Below are 17620 nucleotides of genomic sequence, written 5' to 3'. Positions count from 1 at the left end.
TGAATACAGCCGCGCCAGACAGCTGTACTGGCTGCATCCTCGACCCAAGGACATAACATGGACCGCGTGCGCAATCTCCTGGAGCAGATCCAGAGCCGCCTCGAAGAGCTGAACAAGGCTGAACGCAAGGTCGCCGAAGTCATCCTGCTCAACCCCCAGCAAGCCACCCGCTTCAGCATTGCCGCGCTGGCCCAGGCCGCCTCGGTCAGCGAACCGACGGTCAACCGGTTCTGCCGTTCGTTCGGCGTCAGCGGCTACCCCGAGCTGAAACTGCAATTGGCCCAGAGCCTGGCCAGCGGCGCTGCCTATGTCAGCCGCGCCGTGGAAGCCGACGACGATCCGGCCGCGTACACCCAGAAGATTTTTGGCAGCGCCATTGCATCATTGGACAGTGCCTGCCAGCAACTGGATCCGCAGCTGATCAGCCGCGCCGTGGACATGTTGATCCAGGCCCGGCAGATCCACTTCTTTGGCCTGGGCGCCTCGGCGCCGGTGGCGCTGGACGCCCAGCACAAGTTTTTCCGTTTCAACCTGGCCGTGTCGGCCCATGCCGATGTGCTGATGCAACGGATGCTGGCGTCGGTGGCGCACACCGGTGAACTGTTCGTGATCATTTCCTACACCGGCCGCACCCGCGAGCTGGTGGAGGTGGCCCGCGTGGCGCGGGAGAACGGCGCCTCGGTGCTGGGCCTGACCGCCAAGGACTCGCCGCTGGCCAAGGCCTGCAGCATGAGCGTGCACATTCCGCTGCCCGAAGACACCGACATCTATATGCCGATGACTTCGCGGATCATTCAGTTAACCGTACTCGATGTACTGGCCACCGGCATGACCCTTCGTCGCGGCGCGGACTTCCAGCCGCATTTGCGCAAGATCAAGGAAAGCCTGAACGCCAGCCGCTATCCCATGGATGAGTAACCGGGTGTGGGAGCTGGCTTGCCAGCGAGCTGTTGAGGCCCTAAAAGCTCGCTGGCAAGCCAGCTCCCACAAGACAGCTGCTACGTTAGTTGAGCAGGCGGGCCTGCAGGCTGATGTGGGCTTTCTCGCCGGGCGCCAGGCTGAGGTTGTCCTGGCTGCCGCTGGTGGCTTCCACGCACAGGAAACCCTGGCTTTCATTGCCCGCCACGCCCATCAGTGGCCGTGAACCGGGGTGCCACACCACGGTGTCGTCGCTGTCGGCGGTATGAATCGCCAGCTTGCGTGCCCAGGCGCGGTCCTGCAGTTGCACCTGGTTGGCGCCGCTGAACACTCGCTGGCAGGCGCCGGTCACTTCCAGTTCGCCCTTGTGGGTGGTGGTCTTGCGGCTGAGCTTGTCGTAGCTCTGCACGCCTTCCAGCCCCGCCAGGCTCACCTCGTTCACATCACCGATGCGCCAGTAGGCCAGCAACGCGTGGCTCAGCTGGCAGGGCTCGCTGTCCTGGTGTTCGGTGCTCAGGCGCAGCTCCATCTGGTCGCCCAGGCGGGCGTGCAGGTCCACCTGCCAGTCGCACAGCAGCAGGCGCCAGTGCAGGGTCACGCCCTCCTCGTCCTCGCTGCTGGCGTGCAGTTTCCAATCCACCAGGCGCCCCCAGCCATGGGCCGGCCACATGCCTTCGCTGGGATGGCGGCCATACCATGGCCAGCACACCGGCACGCCGCCACGAATGGCGCCGGCCTGGGGCCAGTGGGCCGAGCACCACAGCCACGGCTTCTGCCCCTGGGGGCGGAAATGCAGGAGTTGCGCACCCTGGCGGCTGAACACCGCCTGGCACTTGGGATGGTCGATGACCAGCACGTCACGTTGCTGAAAACGCTCCCATTCGAAGGTAGGCCGGGGCCGCTGCGATTTGAAGAAGCGCTGGAGCGGGTGGTCGTGCATGACAGTAGAAATCCTGGACACGGCGTGAAAGCTCACCTGGGTACGGCTGATATTGTTAGAGGTAGCGCTATCTTACCGATATAAACCGAATTTTCGCCGAGCTTTTTGCCGCATGGTCTCACACGATACTCGTAGCAGCGGCCGCCGGCCGCGTCCTGGGGCAACGCGGTGGTCGTGACGCGGCCTGGTGGTCGCTGCTACGGGTGGAGCAGCGGCCACCGTTACGCGGTTAGAACTTGGTTTGCAGTTTCAGGCCAGCCACTACCGCGTTCTGCACTTCATCCACACCGCCTGGGTGCTTGATGTACTGCAGGTTCGGGCGCACGGTCAGCCAGTTGGTGACGTGGAAGCCGTAGTAGATCTCGGCGTCGTACTCGGTGCTCTGCACCGGCAGGTAGCCCGGGTTGTCGTAGTCTTCGATGCCGCTCAGCTGGTTGACCAGGCGCGCGCGGTCCTGGGCGTCGTCGTTGACGTGAATGCGGCCGATGCCCACGCCGATGTCATCCTTGGGACGTGCATCGAACGGGCCCTTGTACACCAGGCCTACCTGCTGGTAGTTGTCGATGTAGTTGGTGGCCTTGTCGTGCACGGTGAAGTTGGCGAACACGTTCAGGCCGCGGCTGGCATCACCGTTGTGGGTGGTGAGTTGCTGCTGCGCCACGATCCACCAGCCGTGCTTGCCGTTGTGCTCCTTGTAGGTGCCCGAGACAGGTTGTGGCTGGCCGTCGGCGCCTTCGTAGACGTCGTCGGCGTTGGCGCTGCTGTAGTAGTAACCCAGGCGGTATTCGCCTGGCAGGCCGTTGACCTGCGGGGTCCACACCAACTCCACCGGCAACAGGGTGCCCTTGGTGCCGCTGCCGTTGAGCTTGAAGCCGTTGTTGCGGTCCAGGTTCGACGGGTTCTGGTTGAACGCACCCACCTGCGCGTACCACTCGGGGGTGATGTTGTACTTGATGCGGCCGGCCCACTGGCTGACCGGCCAGTTGTACCAGATGCCACCCACCCAGTTACCCACCTGCGAGCCGCAGAAGGTCAGGTTCTGGAAGTCGCACGGGAAGCTGTTGAAGTCCTCGCCCGGGCCGAAGCGGCCGACCTTAACGTCCAACGCACCGTCGAAGAACTTCTGCTTGTACCACATCTGGGTCAGGCGCCAGGTCTGGCCCCGGCCCCACACTTCCTGGGACGAGCTGAGGGTGCCGGCGCGCGGGTCGCCGATACGGTCGTTGGAAATGTTGCGGCCGCTACGCTCGGTGACGGTCAGCTTGAACTCGGCGTCCTGCCAGCCGAGGATCTTGTTCAGGTCCATGTCCACGCCCAGCGCGAACTGGTCGCTGTAGCGCGCGGTGACGTGCTTGTCGTAGCCGCCCCCCAGGTTGCTGCCGGCTTCGCCCACGTACTCCAGGGTGAAGTCATAGCCCTTTTTCATCAGCTCCGTACGTTCGCCACCCCAGTCGCCGAGCATCCATGGCGATTCAGGGTCGAAGGCGTCGTACGCATGGGCGCTGGTGGCCAGACCCAGTGCGCTGAGCACTGAAATCTGCAACAAACGATTGCGTGCCAACTTGGTATTCATGCGCTTTTTCATCCCTTGCTTCCTCGTCTTATTGTTATTGGCTGTTGATTAAACGCGGTGTAAATCGGTGTTACCGGGCGACAGGCCGCCCGGCACGAATTCAGCGGCCCTTGAACTGGGCGACGTTGTCGCCCGCCACGGGTGCCTGTGCACGCCCCACCGCCCCCAGGCGCTCGCCGGTCTTGGCGTCGAACAACAACACCTTGGCCGGATCGAATTGCAGATTCAGTGTTTCCCCCACCTGTGGCGCCACGTCCGGGGCCAGGCGGCAGCAGACCTTGGTGCCGTTGAGCGTGACGAACACCAGGGTGTCGGGGCCGGTCGGCTCGGTGATCTGCACCTCGGCACGAATGGTCGGCAGGCCGTTGGCCTCGGTGCCGGCCAGCACGATCTGCTCGGGGCGCATGCCCAGGATCACTTCGCGGTCCTCAAGGCCCGCATCGTTCATCGCCAGCGGCAGCTCGCAGCGCGCCTGGCCGCTGTCCAGCAGCGCCTGCAGGCGGCCGTCCTTGCGCTGCAGGCGCAGGGGAATGAAGTTCATCGGCGGCGAGCCGATGAAGCTGGCCACGAACAGGTTGGCCGGGTCGTTGTAGATCTCTTTCGGCGTGCCGAACTGCTGGATGATGCCGTCCTTCATCACCGCCACCTTGTCACCCAGGGTCATGGCCTCGATCTGGTCGTGGGTCACGTACACCGTGGTGGTCTTCAGGCGCTGGTGCATCAGTTTGATTTCGGTGCGCATCTCCACCCGCAGCTTGGCGTCGAGGTTGGACAGCGGCTCGTCGAACAGGTAGATCTTGGGCCGCCGCGCCAGCGCCCGGCCCATGGCCACGCGCTGCTGCTGGCCGCCGGACAGCTGGCCCGGCTTGCGGTTGAGCAGGTGCTCGATCTGCAGCAGCTTGGACACCCGCGCCACTTCCTCGTCGATGGCCTCGGCCGACATCTTGCGAATTTTCAGGCCAAAGGCGATGTTCTCGCGCACGGTCATGGTCGGGTACAGCGCGTACGACTGGAACACCATGGCGATGTCGCGGTCTTTGGGGCTCATGCCGCTGATGTCGGCGTTGTCCACCAGGATCGCGCCACCGCTGATGCTTTCAAGGCCCGCGATGCAGTTCATCAGCGTGGACTTGCCGCAACCCGACGGCCCCACCAGGATCAGGAACTCGCCGGAATCGATCTTCAGCTGGATATCTTTCAAGGTGTCCGGCAGGCCGGCGCCATACGTCTTGATTACATTGCGCAGTTCTAGCGTTGCCATGTTTCTACCCCTTGACCGCGCCGGCGGTGAGCCCACGCAGGAAATACTTGCCGGCCATGATGTACACCAGCAGTGTTGGAAGGCCGGCGATCATTGCCGCGGCCATGTCTACGTTGTATTCCTTGGCACCGGTGCTGGTGTTCACCAGGTTGTTCAGCGCCACGGTGATCGGCTGCGAGTCGCCACTGGCGAACACCACGCCGAACAGGAAGTCGTTCCAGATCTGGGTGAACTGCCAGATCAGGCAGACCATGATGATCGGGATCGACATGGGCAGCAGGATCTTGTTGAAGATGGTGAAGAACCCCGCGCCGTCCAGTCGCGCCGCCTTGACCAGCGCATCCGGCACGCTGACGTAGTAGTTACGGAAGAACAGCGTAGTAAAAGCCAGCCCATATACAACGTGGACGATCACAAGACCGGTGGTTGTGTTGGCCAGGCCGAATTTGCCCAGGGTGAACGAAGCCGGCAACAGCACGGTCTGGAACGGCAGGAAGCAGCCGAACAGCAGCAGGCCGAAGAACAGCTGCGAGCCGCGGAAACGCCACATGGACAGCACGTAGCCGTTCATGGCACCGATGAAGGTGGAGATCAGCACGGCCGGCACGGTGATCTTCACCGAGTTCCAGAAGAACCCGCCGACGATGTCCCAGGCCTTCAGCCAGCCGATGCCGGTGAACACCTCGGGCAGGCTCAGCAGGTTGCCGGTGCGGATGTCGTCAGGGGTCTTGAAGCTGGTCAGCAGCATCACCACCAGCGGCACCAGGTACACGGCGGCCGCCAGGATCAGCGTGGCGTAGATGGCCACGCGGCTGAAACTGAGCGAGGATTTGCCATAGGCATTAGTCATGGCGCTTGGTCCTCAATTCCGAATACAGGTACGGCACCAGGATCGCCAGGATCGCGCCCAGCATCAGCATGGCGCTGGCCGAGCCGATGCCCATCTGGCCACGGCTGAAGGTGAACGAATACATGAACATGGCCGGCAGGTCCGAGCTGTAGCCCGGGCCGCCCGCGGTCATGGCCGCTACCAGGTCGAAGCTCTTGATGGCGATGTGCGCCAGGATCATGAAGGCGCTGAAGAACACCGGCCGCAGGCTGGGCAACACGATCTTCAGGTAGATGGTGGGCAGGCTCGCGCCGTCCACCTGGGCAGCACGGATGATCGACTGGTCGACCCCGCGCAGACCCGCCAGGAACAGCGCCATGACAAAGCCCGAGGCCTGCCATACCGCGGCAATCACCAGGCAGTACACCACGCGGTCCTGGTCAATCAGCCAGTCCAGGCGGAAGCCTTCCCAGCCCCAGTCGCGCAGCATCTTGTCCAGGCCCAGGCCGGGGTTGAGCAGCCATTTCCAGGCGGTGCCGGTGACGATCATCGACAGCGCCATGGGGTACAGGTAGATGGTGCGCAGGAAGCCTTCGCGGCGGATGCGCTGGTCCAGCAGCACCGCCAGGAACACCCCCAGCACCAGGCTGATGGCGATGAACAGGCCACCGAACACCGCCAGGTTCTTGCTCGCCACCCACCAACGGTCGTTGTCGAGCAGGCGCGCGTATTGCTGCAGGCCGACGAAGCTGTACGTCGGCATGAAGGTGGAATTGGTGAAGGACAGCAAAAAGGTCCAGAAGATATAGCCATAGAAACCGACCAGCACGAGCAGCATGCTAGGCGCCAGCACCACTTTGGGTAACCAGCGTTGCAGCGCGTCGAACGGCGAGGCCTTGCTGAACACAGCCACAGAGCTCATCGGGAACATCCAGGGTAAAGGTCAATCGGCACCGAATCCCTGCGCCGGGGGATGGGGAAGGGGAACCCCGGCGCAGGTATCGGACGCGTTATCCGTCGGTGTTACTTGGCCGACGAGATGCCCGCATACAGTTGCTTGGCGGCCTTGGCCGGATCGGCGTTCTTGTCACTCATGAAGTTGGTGACAACGTCGAAGATCGCGCCTTGTACTGCCAGCGAGGTAGCCATGTTGTGCGCCATGCTCGGTTCCAGCTTGCCGGCCTTGTCGGCTTCGGCGAAGTCCTTGGCCGAGGCCTGGCCACAGCTGTCGAACTTGCTCATGTCCAGGTCATTGCGCACCGGGATCGAGCCTTTGTTCTGGTTGAACACGTACTGGAATTCGGGCTCCAGGGCGACCTTGGCCAGGTCGTCACGCGCAGCGTTGTTGCCGGGGGTGTCGTTCTTCTTGGCCAGCTTGAACATGGCCAGGGAGTCGATGTTGTAGGTGTAGCTGCCCTGGGTACCCGGGAACGGCACGCACTCGTAGTCGCTGCCGGCTTTCTTGCCTGCCGCGCTCCACTCGCTCTTGGCCCAGTCGCCCATGATCTGCATCCCGGCCTTGCCGCTGATGACCTTGGCCGCTTCCAGGTTCCAGTCCTGGCCAGCGCCGTCAGGGTCCATGTAGCCCTTGAGTTTCTTCAGCTCGGTGAACACCTTGGTCATCTGCGCGCCAGTGAGGGTGGCCTCGTCCTGGTCGATGAAGGCTTTCTTGAAGCCGTCGGCGCCCATGATGCTCAGCACCATGTCTTCGAACACGGTGCTGTCCTGCCACGGCTGGCCACCGTGGGCGATCGGGATGATGCCTGCGGCCTTGAGCTTGTCGCCGGCGGCGTAGAGTTCTTCCAGGGTGGTGGGGGCCTTGGCGATGCCGGCCTTCTTGAAGGCTTCCGGGTTCACCCACAGCCAGTTGACGCGGTGGATGTTCACCGGCACGGCCACGTAGTGGCCTTCGTATTTCATGGTGTCGGAGACGGTCTTGGACAGCAGCTTGTCCCAGTTGTTGGCCTTGGCCACGTCGTCGACGTTGGTCAGCAGGCCCAGGGAAGCCCATTCCTGAATGTCCGGGCCCTTGATCTGCGCGGCAGACGGCGGGTTGCCCGACACGGCACGGGTTTTCAGCACGGTCATGGCGGCGGCGCCACCACCACCGGCGACAGCGCTGTCTTGCCAGGTGTAGCCGTCTTTCTCGACCAGTTGTTTCAAGACACCCACAGCCTTGGCTTCACCCCCGGAGGTCCACCAGTGCACTACTTCCACGGTGCCTTTGGAATCGGCGGCGTGGGCGGCGAAAGGAAACAGGGTGGCAAGCGAAATGACAGCGGCGAGGCGATTGATCGCGTTCATCGGATTCCCTTTTTTTGTTGTTATGCATTGCAAGTCTGATGCTTGCGCTGCGATGGAGTGTAAACAGGGTAGTTAGTACGCCAGGTAACGAAGCGATGCACAATTGTCACCAGCCGGTGACAATGTGCTGCCCGCCCACTTTGGCCAGGCTGCAGGCCAGGCTGGGCGCCAGCGGCAGGCGCGGCAACAGCACGGCCTGCAACGCATGGTACAGGTCGGGCTTGCCGGCCCAGACCTTGGCGCCAGGGCGGTTGTGTTCGTCCAGTTCGTGGTGCCAGCTGCCGTGCACGCGGTCCAGCAGGTGCTCGGCGGCGAACTCCCAGAAATCCCGGTACCACTGCTCGTAGCCGTGCTCGCCGGTGCGCCGCAGCAGCGCAGCGGAGGCGGCGATGGCCTCGCAGGTGACCCAATGCATGCGCTGGCGCACTACGGGCTGGTCCTGCCAGTCCAGGGTGTACACCAGCCCCGGCGCGCCATCGACGTGCCAGGCGGTGCGGCAGGCCTGCGCGAACAGCCCGCGGGCGTCGGTCAGCAGCCAGGTGGGCGCCGGGCGCACGGCATCCAGTAGCGCGGCTTCCAGGTGCAGCAACAGCCGCGCCCATTCGAAGGCATGCCCCGGGGTGCTGCCGTACGGGCGGAAGGGGTCGTCGGGGCGGGCGTGGTTGTATTCCAGGTCGGCTTCCCAGCCGGGGTGGAAATGCTCGATCACCCGGTACTGGTTGTGCGCCGCGTGCTGGTGGATCACCCGCTCGGCAATCCGCAGGGCGCGTTCCAGCCAGCGCGGGTCGTGGGTGGCGTCGGCCAGGGCCAGGAACGCCTCGACGCTGTGCATGTTGCTGTTGGCGCCGCGGTAGGCCTCCTCGCGGCTCCAGATGCGGTCGAAGGACTCGCGCATGGCGCCCTCCTCCTCGTGCCAGAACCGCGTGTGGATCACCTCCACGGCCTCGTCCAGCAGCGCCTGGGCGCCGGGCCTGCCTGCCGCCACCGCGCTGCTGGCGGCCAGGGCCACGAACGCGTGCAGGTAGGCGGCCTTGCCCAGGTCGCCGTCAGCGGCGTGGGCCACGGCGTACCAGCCGCCCTGGTCGGCGTCGCGCAGGCAACCGTTCAGCGCGGCCAGGCCGTGGTCCACCAGCGGCGCGTAGCCGGGCAGGCCTTGCAGGGCGCCCAGGGCGAAGCTGTGGGTCATGCGGGCGGTGATCAGCGTCTGCGCCGGCGCATCGGGCAGCCAGCCGCGTTCATCCAGGTGGCCGAAGCCTTCGGGCAGCCGCGAAGCGCGGGCAAAGTCCAGCAAACGCAGGCCTTCGGCGGCCAGCCAGTGGTGATGGGCGGGGGTGTTGAGCCAGCTGTTGAAGTCCAGGTGCAGCCTGTCCATGGGAGTGCCTTGGTTTTTTTATTGTGGTGGAGTGAGTCTAAACAACGGATGGCGGGGGGCGGGTAACCAAATGTCACAGGGTTATGCGGCGGCCCCACGACCCGGCCTAACGGCCGGTGCTACAGGTTTGGCGCCGGTACCTGTAGCACCGGCCGTGAGGCCGGGTCGCGCCGTGCAAACGGCGCTCGCAGCAGGCGCACCGCAGCCGCTGACGACAGGCTGCGCTGGCCGGCGTGAACCCTGGAGATTTCCCTTGGGGCATAGGGCCAGCGCAGCCTGCGGCAGCGGCTACGGGTTAGGTGCGGGGCAGGTAGAGGGTTACGCGCAACCCCCGCTCTGGCAAATTCTGCAGGCTCACTTCGCCGCCGTGGCTGTGCGCGATGTTGCGCGCAATGCCCAACCCCAGCCCATAGCCATGCTGGTTGCCGGACAGGCGGAAGTGCGGTTCGAACACTTTCTCCAACCGCTGCGCCGGCACGCCCGGGCCTTCGTCGTCGACGTGGAGGATGAACGCCCGGGCGTTGTCTTCCACGTGCAGGTGCGCCCGTTCGCCGTATTTGAGGGCGTTGTCGATCAGGTTGCCCATGCAGCGCTTCAGCGCCAGCGGCTTGCCCGGGTAGGCCTTCCACGCGCCGCCGTGCAGGGTCACGCGACCGTTGCCTTCGGGGGCCACGAAGGGCTCGATCAGGCAGTCAAGCACATGGTTGAGGTCCACCGGTTCGATGTTCTCGTGGATGTCGGTGTCTTTCACGCACTGCAGGGCGCCTTTGACCAGCAGCTCCAGCTCGTCCAGGTCACGGGTGAACTTGGCGGCCAGGGGGTCGTCCTCCAGCAGTTCCACGCGCAGGCGCAGGCGCGTGATGGGCGTGCGCAGGTCGTGGGAGATGGCGCTGAACAGCTGGCTGCGCTCGGTCAGGTAGCGGCTGATGCGCCCGCGCATGGCGGTGAAGGCGCGGCTCACTTCGATGACTTCGCTGCCGCCGCCCTCCACTTCCGGCTCCTCGGGCTCGGCGCCCAGGGACAGCTCCCGGGCGGCGCGGGCCAGGCGCTTGAGCGGGCGGCTCTGCCAGTGCACCAGCAGGCCGATGAACAGCAGCAGGAACGAGCTGGTGAGCAGGATGAACCACCACTGCTGGGCCGGCAGGCCTTCTTCCTCAAGGCTGGTGTAGGGCTCGGGCAGCAGCGAGGCGATGTACAGCCACTCACCTTCGCCCAGGCGGATCTGCGTCACCAGCACCGGCGGGTTCACCGGTTCCAGGGTCAGGGAATAGTGCGCCCACGAGCGCGGCAGCTCGTCCAGGGCCAGGCCGCTGTTGAAGATGCGCAGGTCCTGGGGGCTGACGAACTGTACGGAGATGTCCATCTGCGAACCCAGGCTTTCGTGCAGCACCTCGTCGACGGCGTCGATGACCGCAGTCTTGCGTTGGGTGGCCGGCAGCACGCGCATGTCCAGCGGGCGGTCGTTGAGCGACACCACGAAGCGCGTACCGCCCATGCTGCGCAGCTGGTCCAGCACCATGGGCCGGTAGGCCAGTGGCAGCGAGCGGAAGTAGCTGACGCTGGCCGACATCGAATGGGCCAGGCTGCGCGCGCTGGTGACCAGGCCTTCGAGCTGGGTGGCGCGCAGCTGCGAGACCCAGATCAGGCTCGACAGCCCCTGCGCCAGCAGCACCACCAGCAGGGTCAGCAGCAGCATGCGCCCCAGCAGCGAGCGCGGCACCAGGCGCTTAAGCCGTGACAACGTTGGCCGCCAGCAGGTAGCCACTGCCGCGCACGGTGCGAATCAGCCGGGGCGGTTTGTCGGTGTCGCGCAGGCGCTGGCGCAGGCGGCTCACGGCCATGTCGACGATGCGGTCCAGGGGCATCAGGTCGCGGCCACGGGTGGCGTTGCCAATGGTGTCGCGGTCGAGGATCTGCTGGGGGTTGTCGAGGAACAGCTTGAGCAGGGCGAAATCGGCGCCCGAGAGGAACACTTCCTCGCCGTCGGTGTGGAACAGCCGGTGGCTGATCATGTCCAGGCGCCAGTCGTCGAACGCCACCACCTCGCCGCCGCGCTCCTGGCCAAACTGCGCGCGGCGCAGCAGGGCCTTGATGCGCGCCTGCAGTTCGCGCGGGCTGAACGGCTTGCCCAGGTAGTCGTCGGCGCCCAGTTCCAGGCCGATGACCCGGTCGGCCTCGTCGGAGCTGGCGGTGAGCATGATGATCGGCATCTGCGCCTGGCGCGGGTGCTGGCGCACCCAGCGGCACAGGCTGAAGCCGTCTTCGTCGGGGAGCATGACATCGAGGATAGCCAGGTCCGCCGGGGCCTCGTTCAAGGCCTGGCGAAATTGCTGGCCGTCACCCGTGGTGCGCACGGTGAAGCCGGCACGGGTGAGGTAGGTGTCCAACAGTTCGCGGATTTCCTGGTCGTCGTCGACCAGGAGGATCGTTTTGCCGGCAGTGGTCACGTGCTGCGTCCTTGTGTCCAGCGTCGGGTCGAGACGCCCGATCAATAAACGCAGATTAAACGCCTACCCCCGTGCTTGCTGCAAGGCCACACCGGCGCCAATCAGCCCCGAGAACTCGGCGGTCACAACCCAGACGGGAATGCCCTGGAAGTATTCGCTCATGCAACCCTTGTCGGCGAAGCTGTCGGCGAAGCCACTGGCCAGGAACAGCTCGATGAACCGCGGGATCACGCCGCCGACGATGTACACGCCACCGCGACCACCGACGGTGAGCACGTTGTTGCCGGCCACGCGGCCCAGGAAGCGGCAGAACTGCTCGATTACTGCCAGCGCCACCGGCTCGCCGGCCAGCGCCGCCGAGGTGATGGCCGCAGGGGTGGCCAGGGTCGCTTCATGGCCGTCGACCGCGCACACCGCCTGGTACAAGCGCAGCAGGCCGCCACCACTGAGGATGGTCTCGGCGCTGACATGGCCGATCTCGTCCTGGATGTGCTGACGCAGCTGTGCTTCGCGGGCGTTGCCCACCGGCAGGTCGACATGGCCGCCCTCGCCAGGCAGGGCCATGTAGCGCTGCTCGCCCAGGTTCAGCAGGGTGCCCACGCCCAGCCCGGTGCCCGGGCCGATGACTACGGCGGCGCGCTCAGGGTCCGGGGTGCCGGGGCACACGGTCTTGAACTCGCCGTCTTCCAGGCGGGTCATGCCCAGGGCCATGGCGGTGAAGTCGTTGATCAGCAGCAGGTGCTCAACCGCAAGCGTCTCGCAGAAGGCCTTGCGGCTCAGGCGCCAGTGGCTGTTGGTGAAGCGGAATTCGTCACCGCTGACCGGCCCGGCCACGGCCAGGCACACGGCGCCAATGGCCCCGCGCTCATGGCCCAGGTCCTTGAGGTACACGCCGATGGCCTGCTCGGGGCTGGTGTAGTCCGCGGTAGGGAACACCCGCACCGAGTGCAGGTTGTTGTCTTCCCACAACGCAAAGCGCGCGTTGGTACCGCCAATATCGCCAACAAGGGCGAGCTTCATTTGAGAATCTCCAGGCCGGACGTGAAGGCGCTGGCGCCCTGCTCCGCCGAGCTGAAGGCCAGTCGCATGAAACCGAACAGCTCGCGACCACAGCCCACCGCGTTGGCCAGTTGGCCCACGGCGGGGGTGCGCGCGGCAAATTCGCTGGCATCCATCAGCACCTCCAGGGTGCCCTTGACGCCATCCACGCGGATGATATCACCGTCGCGCACCTTGGCCAGCGCGCCGCCGTCGAAGGCTTCCGGGCACACGTGGATGGCGGCCGGGATTTTGCCCGAGGCACCGGACATGCGCCCGTCGGTGACCAGGGCCACTTTGAAGCCGCGATCCTGCAGAACGCCGAGGAACGGGGTCATTTTGTGCAATTCGGGCATGCCGTTGGAACGCGGGCCCTGGAAGCGCATCACTGCGACAAAATCACGCTCCAGCTCGCCGGCCTTGAAGGCGTCGGCCAGGTCCTGCTGGTCTTCGAACACCCGCGCCGGGGCTTCGACGATCTGGTGCTCGGGGGCCACGGCGGAGACTTTCATCACGCCACGGCCCAGGTTGCCTTCCATCACCCGCAGGCCGCCTTCGGGCGAGAACGCACGGGCCACCGGGCGCAGGATGTTCTCGTCGAGGCTGTTGGCCGGGCCTTCGCGCCATACCAGCTTGCCGTTGTCCAGGAACGGTTCCTGGGTGTAGCGGCTCAGGCCATGGCCGGCCACGGTGTTGACGTCTTCGTGCAACAGGCCGGCGGCCAGCAGCTCACGCACCAGGAACGACATGCCGCCGGCGGCCTGGAAGTGGTTGATGTCGGCCTTGCCGTTCGGGTACACGTGGGACAGGGTCGGCACCACCTCGGAGAGGTCGGCCATGTCCTGCCAGGTCAGAATGATGCCCGCCGCCATGGCGATCGCCGGCATGTGCAGGGTGTGGTTGGTGGAGCCGCCGGTAGCGTGCAGGGCAACGATGGAGTTGACCAGCGACTTCTCGTCGACGATCTCGCCAATGGGCATGAAGCTGGCGCCGCTGGCCTTGGTCATGCGCGTGACCTGGTGCGCCGCTTCCACGGTCAGCGCGTCACGCAACGGCGTGTTGGGGTTGACGAAGGAGGCGCCCGGCAGGTGCAGGCCCATCACTTCCATCAGCAGCTGGTTGGTGTTGGCGGTGCCGTAGAAGGTGCAGGTGCCAGGGCTGTGGTAGGACTTCATCTCCGACTCCAGCAGCTCTTCGCGGCTGGCCTTGCCCTCGGCGTAACGCTGACGCACGTCGGCTTTTTCCTTGTTGGAAATGCCCGACGGCATCGGCCCGCCTGGCACGAAGATCATCGGCAGGTGGCCAAAGCGCAGCGCGCCCATCATCAGGCCCGGCACGATCTTGTCGCAGATGCCCAGCATCAACGCGGCGTCGAACATGTTGTGCGACAGCGCCACGGCGGTGGACATGGCGATCACTTCGCGGCTGGCAATGCCCAGCTCCATGCCCGGCTCACCCTGGGTGACGCCGTCGCACATGGCCGGCACGCCGCCGGCGAACTGGCCCACCGAGCCGATCTCGCGCAGGGCCTGCTTGAGCTGCTCGGGGTAGGTCTCGTAGGGCTGGTGCGCCGAGAGCATGTCGTTATACGACGACACGATGGCCACGTTGGCGGAGTTCATCATCCGCAGCGCGTTCTTGTCCTCGGTGCCGCACCCCGCCACGCCGTGGGCAAAGTTGGCACATTGCAGCTTGGCACGCATCGGGCCATCGCTGGCAGCCCCGCGGATCAGTTGCAGGTAACGCTCGCGCGTCGCGCGGCTGCGATCAATCAGCCGTTGGGTAACCTCTAGAACACGGGGATGCATGTGAAGAACTCCAGGCTATGGGGGCAACCGCTGCACTCCTTCCCATTATCCCATTCGCCGCCCAGGCTCGTCGCACAGGCTTGCTTTTGATCAACAGGAACAGCCGCGCCGGTCACTCGTTGTAGATAAGACAAAATATTGCCATCAAAAAGGCTTGTTTTCTATTTTTTTGCGAATAATCTTGTAATTCCAATAACAAAACAGATTCTGTGAACGTTCTGCGGCTCCTTGGCTTCACATCTATAGGGCGCCCCACACAATCTGAACGCAGGTACCGACATGACTCTTCGCATTGCCATCAACGGTTTTGGCCGCATCGGCCGCAACGTGCTTCGCGCACTGTATACCCAAGGCTACCGCCAGGACCTGCAGGTCGTCGCCATCAACGACCTGGGTGACAGCGCCATGAACGCCCACCTGCTGAAGTTCGACAGCGTGCACGGCGCCTTCGATGCCACGGTGGAATCGGACCAGGAAAGCATCACCGTCAATGGTGACCGTATTGCCGTCAGCGCCATTCGCAACCCGGCCGACCTGCCGTGGAAAGCCGAGCGCATCGACGTGGTATTCGAATGCACCGGCCTGTTCACCGACCGCGCCAAGGCTGCCGCGCACATCAGCGCCGGCGCCCGCAAGGTGATCATCTCGGCCCCCGCCAAAGGCGTGGACGCCACCGTGGTGTACGGCGTGAACCATGACGTGCTGCGCGCCTCGCACCAGATCATCTCCAACGCCTCGTGCACCACCAACTGCCTGGCCCCGGTGGCCCAGGTGCTGCACCGCGAGCTGGGCATCGAGCAAGGCCTGATGACCACCATCCACGCCTACACCAACGACCAGGTGCTGACCGACATGTACCACAGCGACCCGTTCCGGGCGCGTTCGGCCACCCAGTCGATGATCCCCAGCAAGACCGGCGCCGCCGAAGCCGTGGGCCTGGTGCTGCCAGAACTGGCCGGCAAGCTGACCGGCATGGCCGTGCGCGTGCCGGTGATCAACGTGTCGTTGGTGGACCTGACCCTGAACCTGTCCCGCGAGACTAGCGCGGACGAGGTCAATGCGTTGATGAAAGAAGCGGCCCAGCATTCGAAGATCCTGGGCTACAACACCCTGCCGCTGGTGTCCTGCGACTTCAACCACAACCCGCTTTCGTCGATCTTCGACGCCAATCACACCAAGGTTGCCGGCAAGATGCTGAAAGTCATGGCTTGGTACGATAACGAGTGGGGCTTCAGCAACCGCATGCTGGATAACTGCCTGGCGCTGTGGAACGCGCAATAACCTGCGACCTGTAGCCGCTGCCGCCAGGCTGCGCTGGCCCGTGAGCCCCTTGAAGATTTTCAGCGAGGCATAGGCCCAGCGCAGCCTGCGGCAGCGGCTACGCAAGCTTGTTACACGGAAACACTTGACCAACGGCATAGATGATAAGCATTATCATTAACACCTTCCTGGTCCGGTACCGCCGTGAGTCAGTCACACTTCAATTCCGTCTTCCTGGCCCAGCGCCTCAGCCTGCTGCGCACCCTGCAGCGCATGGTCGACAACCCCAGCACCGCCGAAGACCTGCTGCAGGAAACCTACCTGCGGGTGACGCGCGCCCTGGGCGAGCGCGCCATCGAGCACCTTGAACCCTTTGTCTTCCAGACCGCGCGCAACCTGGCGCTGGACCACCTGCGCGCGCGCCGCGTGCAGGAACGCACGATGCTCGAGGACGTGCCCAGCGACGTGGTGCACAACGTGGCCGCCTGCCAGAGCACTCCGGAGGAAGCCGCCCATGCCGAGCAACTGCTGATGCGCCTCAATACCAGCCTGAGCCAGCTGACGGCCCGCCAACAACGCATATTCATCCTCAGCCGCCTGCACGGCTGCAGCTACCTGGAGATCGCCGGCGAACTGGACGTCTCCGCCAGCACGGTGCAGAAGGAACTGAAACTGATCATGGCCATCTGCGTCGGCGTGGCGCAACGCATGGACGTCTGACAGACGTGCCGTAGGACGCCTCTGAAGTGACACGACGTTCACCGCACAGGCTCCGACTCTTTGGTAAGCTTTGCCCCTTACCGCCGCCATGAACTCGCCGCCCGAGGAACCCGAGTGACCGAACCCGACGACAGCGCCATGGACCAGGCACTGGACTGGCTGATACGCCTGGACTGCGCCAGCGCCGACGAGCGCCTGGCCTTCGAGCAATGGCTGGCCGCCACGCCCGCCAACGCCCAGGCGTTCGCCCGTGCCAGCGCCGTGTGGAACGGCACGGCGGTGAACCAGGCCGCCCAACAGTTGCAGACGGTCACTGCGCGCTCGTGGCGCACGCGCCTGCGCCCATTCTTCAAGCCCATGGCTGCGGCAGCGGTCATCCTGGTGGGGGTGTTCAGCTTCACCAACCTGCCGCTGCGCCTGGAGGCTGACCACCTGACCGTGGTGGGCGAACGCCAGCGCCTGCAACTCGACGACGGCTCCAAGGTGCTGCTCAACACCAACACGGCGTTCTCCTCGGACATCGACCAGCACCGCCGCGAGGCGCGCCTGTACCAGGGCGAGGCCTTCTTCCAGGTCGCCGGCAACCGCCAGCAACCCCTGCAACTGCAGGCCGGCCCGGTGCGCGCGAGCATGCGCGACACCGATTTCGCCGTGCGCCTGCTGGACGGCGTGGCCCAGGTGCAGGTGCAGCGCGGCAACGTCGACCTGCTCAGCGAAGATGATGCCCACGTGCGCCTGAGCGCCGGCGACAGCATCCGCGTGGGGCCCAAGGGCTTTGGCCAGCGCCAGCACCTGGACGCGCAGAAAGACCTGGCCTGGGTGCAGGGCCGCCTGGTGTTCGAGAACTGCCCGTTGAGCCAGGTGCTGGACGAACTGCGCCGGTATTACCCGGGGTGGATCGTCAACACCAACGAGCGCCTGGCCAAGGTGGAAGTCACCGGCAACTACCGCCTGGAAAACCCGCTGGACGTGGTGCGCTCGCTGGCGCACATCACCTCGGCGTCGGTGAGCGAGTACCCGGCGTTGGTGATTCTGAACTGACCCCCCTTGTGGGAGCTGGCTTGCCAGCGAGTTGTTGAGGCCCAAAAGCTCGCTGGCAAGCCAGCTCCCACGCGCGATCCAATTTATTTTTACGCGATCACGCACCCTG

Annotated in this window: 15 protein-coding genes; 4 read left to right on the top strand and 11 right to left on the bottom strand. The window is 64.9% G+C overall.

The window, feature by feature from the left end:
• The first annotated feature begins 66 nt into the window (after positions 1-66).
• The gene (locus ACWKWX_RS25135) at positions 67-918 is read left to right on the top strand and encodes a MurR/RpiR family transcriptional regulator (RefSeq protein ID WP_416427542.1); all 852 of its coding nucleotides are present in this window, start codon (positions 67-69) and stop codon (positions 916-918) included.
• An 85-nt stretch (positions 919-1003) separates the two neighbouring features.
• Here the strand turns inward: ACWKWX_RS25135 and ACWKWX_RS25130 are convergent, their stop codons facing one another.
• The 11 genes from ACWKWX_RS25130 to edd all read right to left on the bottom strand — a co-directional run bounded on the left by ACWKWX_RS25130 (position 1004) and on the right by edd (position 14490).
• Positions 1004-1858, bottom strand: a complete 855-nt coding sequence (locus ACWKWX_RS25130; RefSeq protein WP_416422673.1) for a D-hexose-6-phosphate mutarotase — start codon at positions 1856-1858, stop codon at positions 1004-1006.
• A gap of 229 nt (positions 1859-2087) precedes the next feature.
• Positions 2088-3431, bottom strand: a complete 1344-nt coding sequence (locus tag ACWKWX_RS25125) for a carbohydrate porin (RefSeq protein WP_476294984.1) — start codon at positions 3429-3431, stop codon at positions 2088-2090.
• A gap of 100 nt (positions 3432-3531) precedes the next feature.
• Entirely contained in the window at positions 3532-4692 is a 1161-nt protein-coding gene (locus ACWKWX_RS25120) for an ABC transporter ATP-binding protein (RefSeq protein WP_416422671.1), read from the bottom strand.
• Positions 4693-4696: 4 nt separating this feature from the next.
• Entirely contained in the window at positions 4697-5542 is an 846-nt protein-coding gene (locus ACWKWX_RS25115) for a carbohydrate ABC transporter permease (RefSeq protein ID WP_416422670.1), read from the bottom strand.
• Positions 5535-6443, bottom strand: a complete 909-nt coding sequence (locus ACWKWX_RS25110) for a carbohydrate ABC transporter permease (protein WP_416422669.1) — start codon at positions 6441-6443, stop codon at positions 5535-5537. Before ACWKWX_RS25110 ends, ACWKWX_RS25115 begins: the two co-directional genes overlap by 8 nt.
• Before the next feature lie 101 nt (positions 6444-6544).
• The gene (locus ACWKWX_RS25105) at positions 6545-7825 is read right to left on the bottom strand and encodes an ABC transporter substrate-binding protein (RefSeq protein WP_416422668.1); all 1281 of its coding nucleotides are present in this window, start codon (positions 7823-7825) and stop codon (positions 6545-6547) included.
• Between the two features lie 106 nt (positions 7826-7931).
• Positions 7932-9197 carry a D-mannose isomerase gene (locus ACWKWX_RS25100; RefSeq protein ID WP_483829218.1) on the bottom strand — a complete coding sequence of 422 codons (1266 nt, stop codon included), beginning with the start codon at positions 9195-9197 and terminating at the stop codon, positions 7932-7934.
• Between the two features lie 295 nt (positions 9198-9492).
• Positions 9493-10893, bottom strand: a complete 1401-nt coding sequence (locus ACWKWX_RS25095; protein WP_416427541.1) for a sensor histidine kinase — start codon at positions 10891-10893, stop codon at positions 9493-9495.
• Positions 10894-10924: 31 nt separating this feature from the next.
• The gene (locus ACWKWX_RS25090) at positions 10925-11644 is read right to left on the bottom strand and encodes a response regulator (RefSeq protein WP_416422665.1); all 720 of its coding nucleotides are present in this window, start codon (positions 11642-11644) and stop codon (positions 10925-10927) included.
• A 63-nt stretch (positions 11645-11707) separates the two neighbouring features.
• Entirely contained in the window at positions 11708-12664 is a 957-nt protein-coding gene (locus ACWKWX_RS25085) for a glucokinase (RefSeq protein WP_483829217.1), read from the bottom strand.
• Positions 12661-14490, bottom strand: coding sequence for a phosphogluconate dehydratase (gene edd, locus ACWKWX_RS25080; RefSeq protein ID WP_416422663.1), 1830 nt, complete (start codon positions 14488-14490; stop codon positions 12661-12663). The genes ACWKWX_RS25085 and edd overlap by 4 nt, the downstream gene beginning before the upstream one ends.
• A 279-nt stretch (positions 14491-14769) precedes the next feature.
• Here edd and gap point away from each other — a divergent pair, with 279 nt between their 5' ends.
• From gap to ACWKWX_RS25065, 3 genes are all read left to right on the top strand, one after another.
• Complete coding sequence (gene gap / locus ACWKWX_RS25075; RefSeq protein WP_473005490.1) at positions 14770-15771, top strand: type I glyceraldehyde-3-phosphate dehydrogenase; 1002 nt, start codon at positions 14770-14772, stop codon at positions 15769-15771.
• Between the two features lie 183 nt (positions 15772-15954).
• A complete protein-coding gene (locus tag ACWKWX_RS25070) occupies positions 15955-16470 on the top strand; it encodes an RNA polymerase sigma factor (protein ID WP_473005489.1) in 516 nt (171 codons plus the stop codon).
• Positions 16471-16608: 138 nt separating this feature from the next.
• Positions 16609-17511, top strand: a complete 903-nt coding sequence (locus tag ACWKWX_RS25065) for a FecR family protein (protein ID WP_483829233.1) — start codon at positions 16609-16611, stop codon at positions 17509-17511.
• Positions 17512-17620: the final 109 nt, after the last annotated feature.

The organism is Pseudomonas imperatae (assembly GCF_057128625.1).
Note: the sequence above shows the minus strand (reverse complement) of the source record. Positions and strands in the feature narration are given on the sequence as shown.

What these genes read in the sequence shown, in the direction of transcription:
- ACWKWX_RS25130 (WP_416422673.1), bottom strand. Translation starts at nt 1,858, where the DNA reads ATGCACGACCACCCGCTCCAGCGCTTCTTCAAATCGCAGCGGCCCCGG.
- ACWKWX_RS25125 (WP_476294984.1), bottom strand. Translation starts at nt 3,431, where the DNA reads ATGAATACCAAGTTGGCACGCAATCGTTTGTTGCAGATTTCAGTGCTC.
- ACWKWX_RS25120 (WP_416422671.1), bottom strand. Translation starts at nt 4,692, where the DNA reads ATGGCAACGCTAGAACTGCGCAATGTAATCAAGACGTATGGCGCCGGC.
- ACWKWX_RS25115 (WP_416422670.1), bottom strand. Translation starts at nt 5,542, where the DNA reads ATGACTAATGCCTATGGCAAATCCTCGCTCAGTTTCAGCCGCGTGGCC.
- ACWKWX_RS25110 (WP_416422669.1), bottom strand. Translation starts at nt 6,443, where the DNA reads ATGAGCTCTGTGGCTGTGTTCAGCAAGGCCTCGCCGTTCGACGCGCTG.
- ACWKWX_RS25105 (WP_416422668.1), bottom strand. Translation starts at nt 7,825, where the DNA reads ATGAACGCGATCAATCGCCTCGCCGCTGTCATTTCGCTTGCCACCCTG.
- ACWKWX_RS25100 (WP_483829218.1), bottom strand. Translation starts at nt 9,197, where the DNA reads ATGGACAGGCTGCACCTGGACTTCAACAGCTGGCTCAACACCCCCGCC.
- ACWKWX_RS25095 (WP_416427541.1), bottom strand. Translation starts at nt 10,893, where the DNA reads ATGCTGCTGCTGACCCTGCTGGTGGTGCTGCTGGCGCAGGGGCTGTCG.
- ACWKWX_RS25085 (WP_483829217.1), bottom strand. Translation starts at nt 12,664, where the DNA reads ATGAAGCTCGCCCTTGTTGGCGATATTGGCGGTACCAACGCGCGCTTT.
- edd (WP_416422663.1), bottom strand. Translation starts at nt 14,490, where the DNA reads ATGCATCCCCGTGTTCTAGAGGTTACCCAACGGCTGATTGATCGCAGC.
- gap (WP_473005490.1), top strand. Translation starts at nt 14,770, where the DNA reads ATGACTCTTCGCATTGCCATCAACGGTTTTGGCCGCATCGGCCGCAAC.
- ACWKWX_RS25065 (WP_483829233.1), top strand. Translation starts at nt 16,609, where the DNA reads ATGGACCAGGCACTGGACTGGCTGATACGCCTGGACTGCGCCAGCGCC.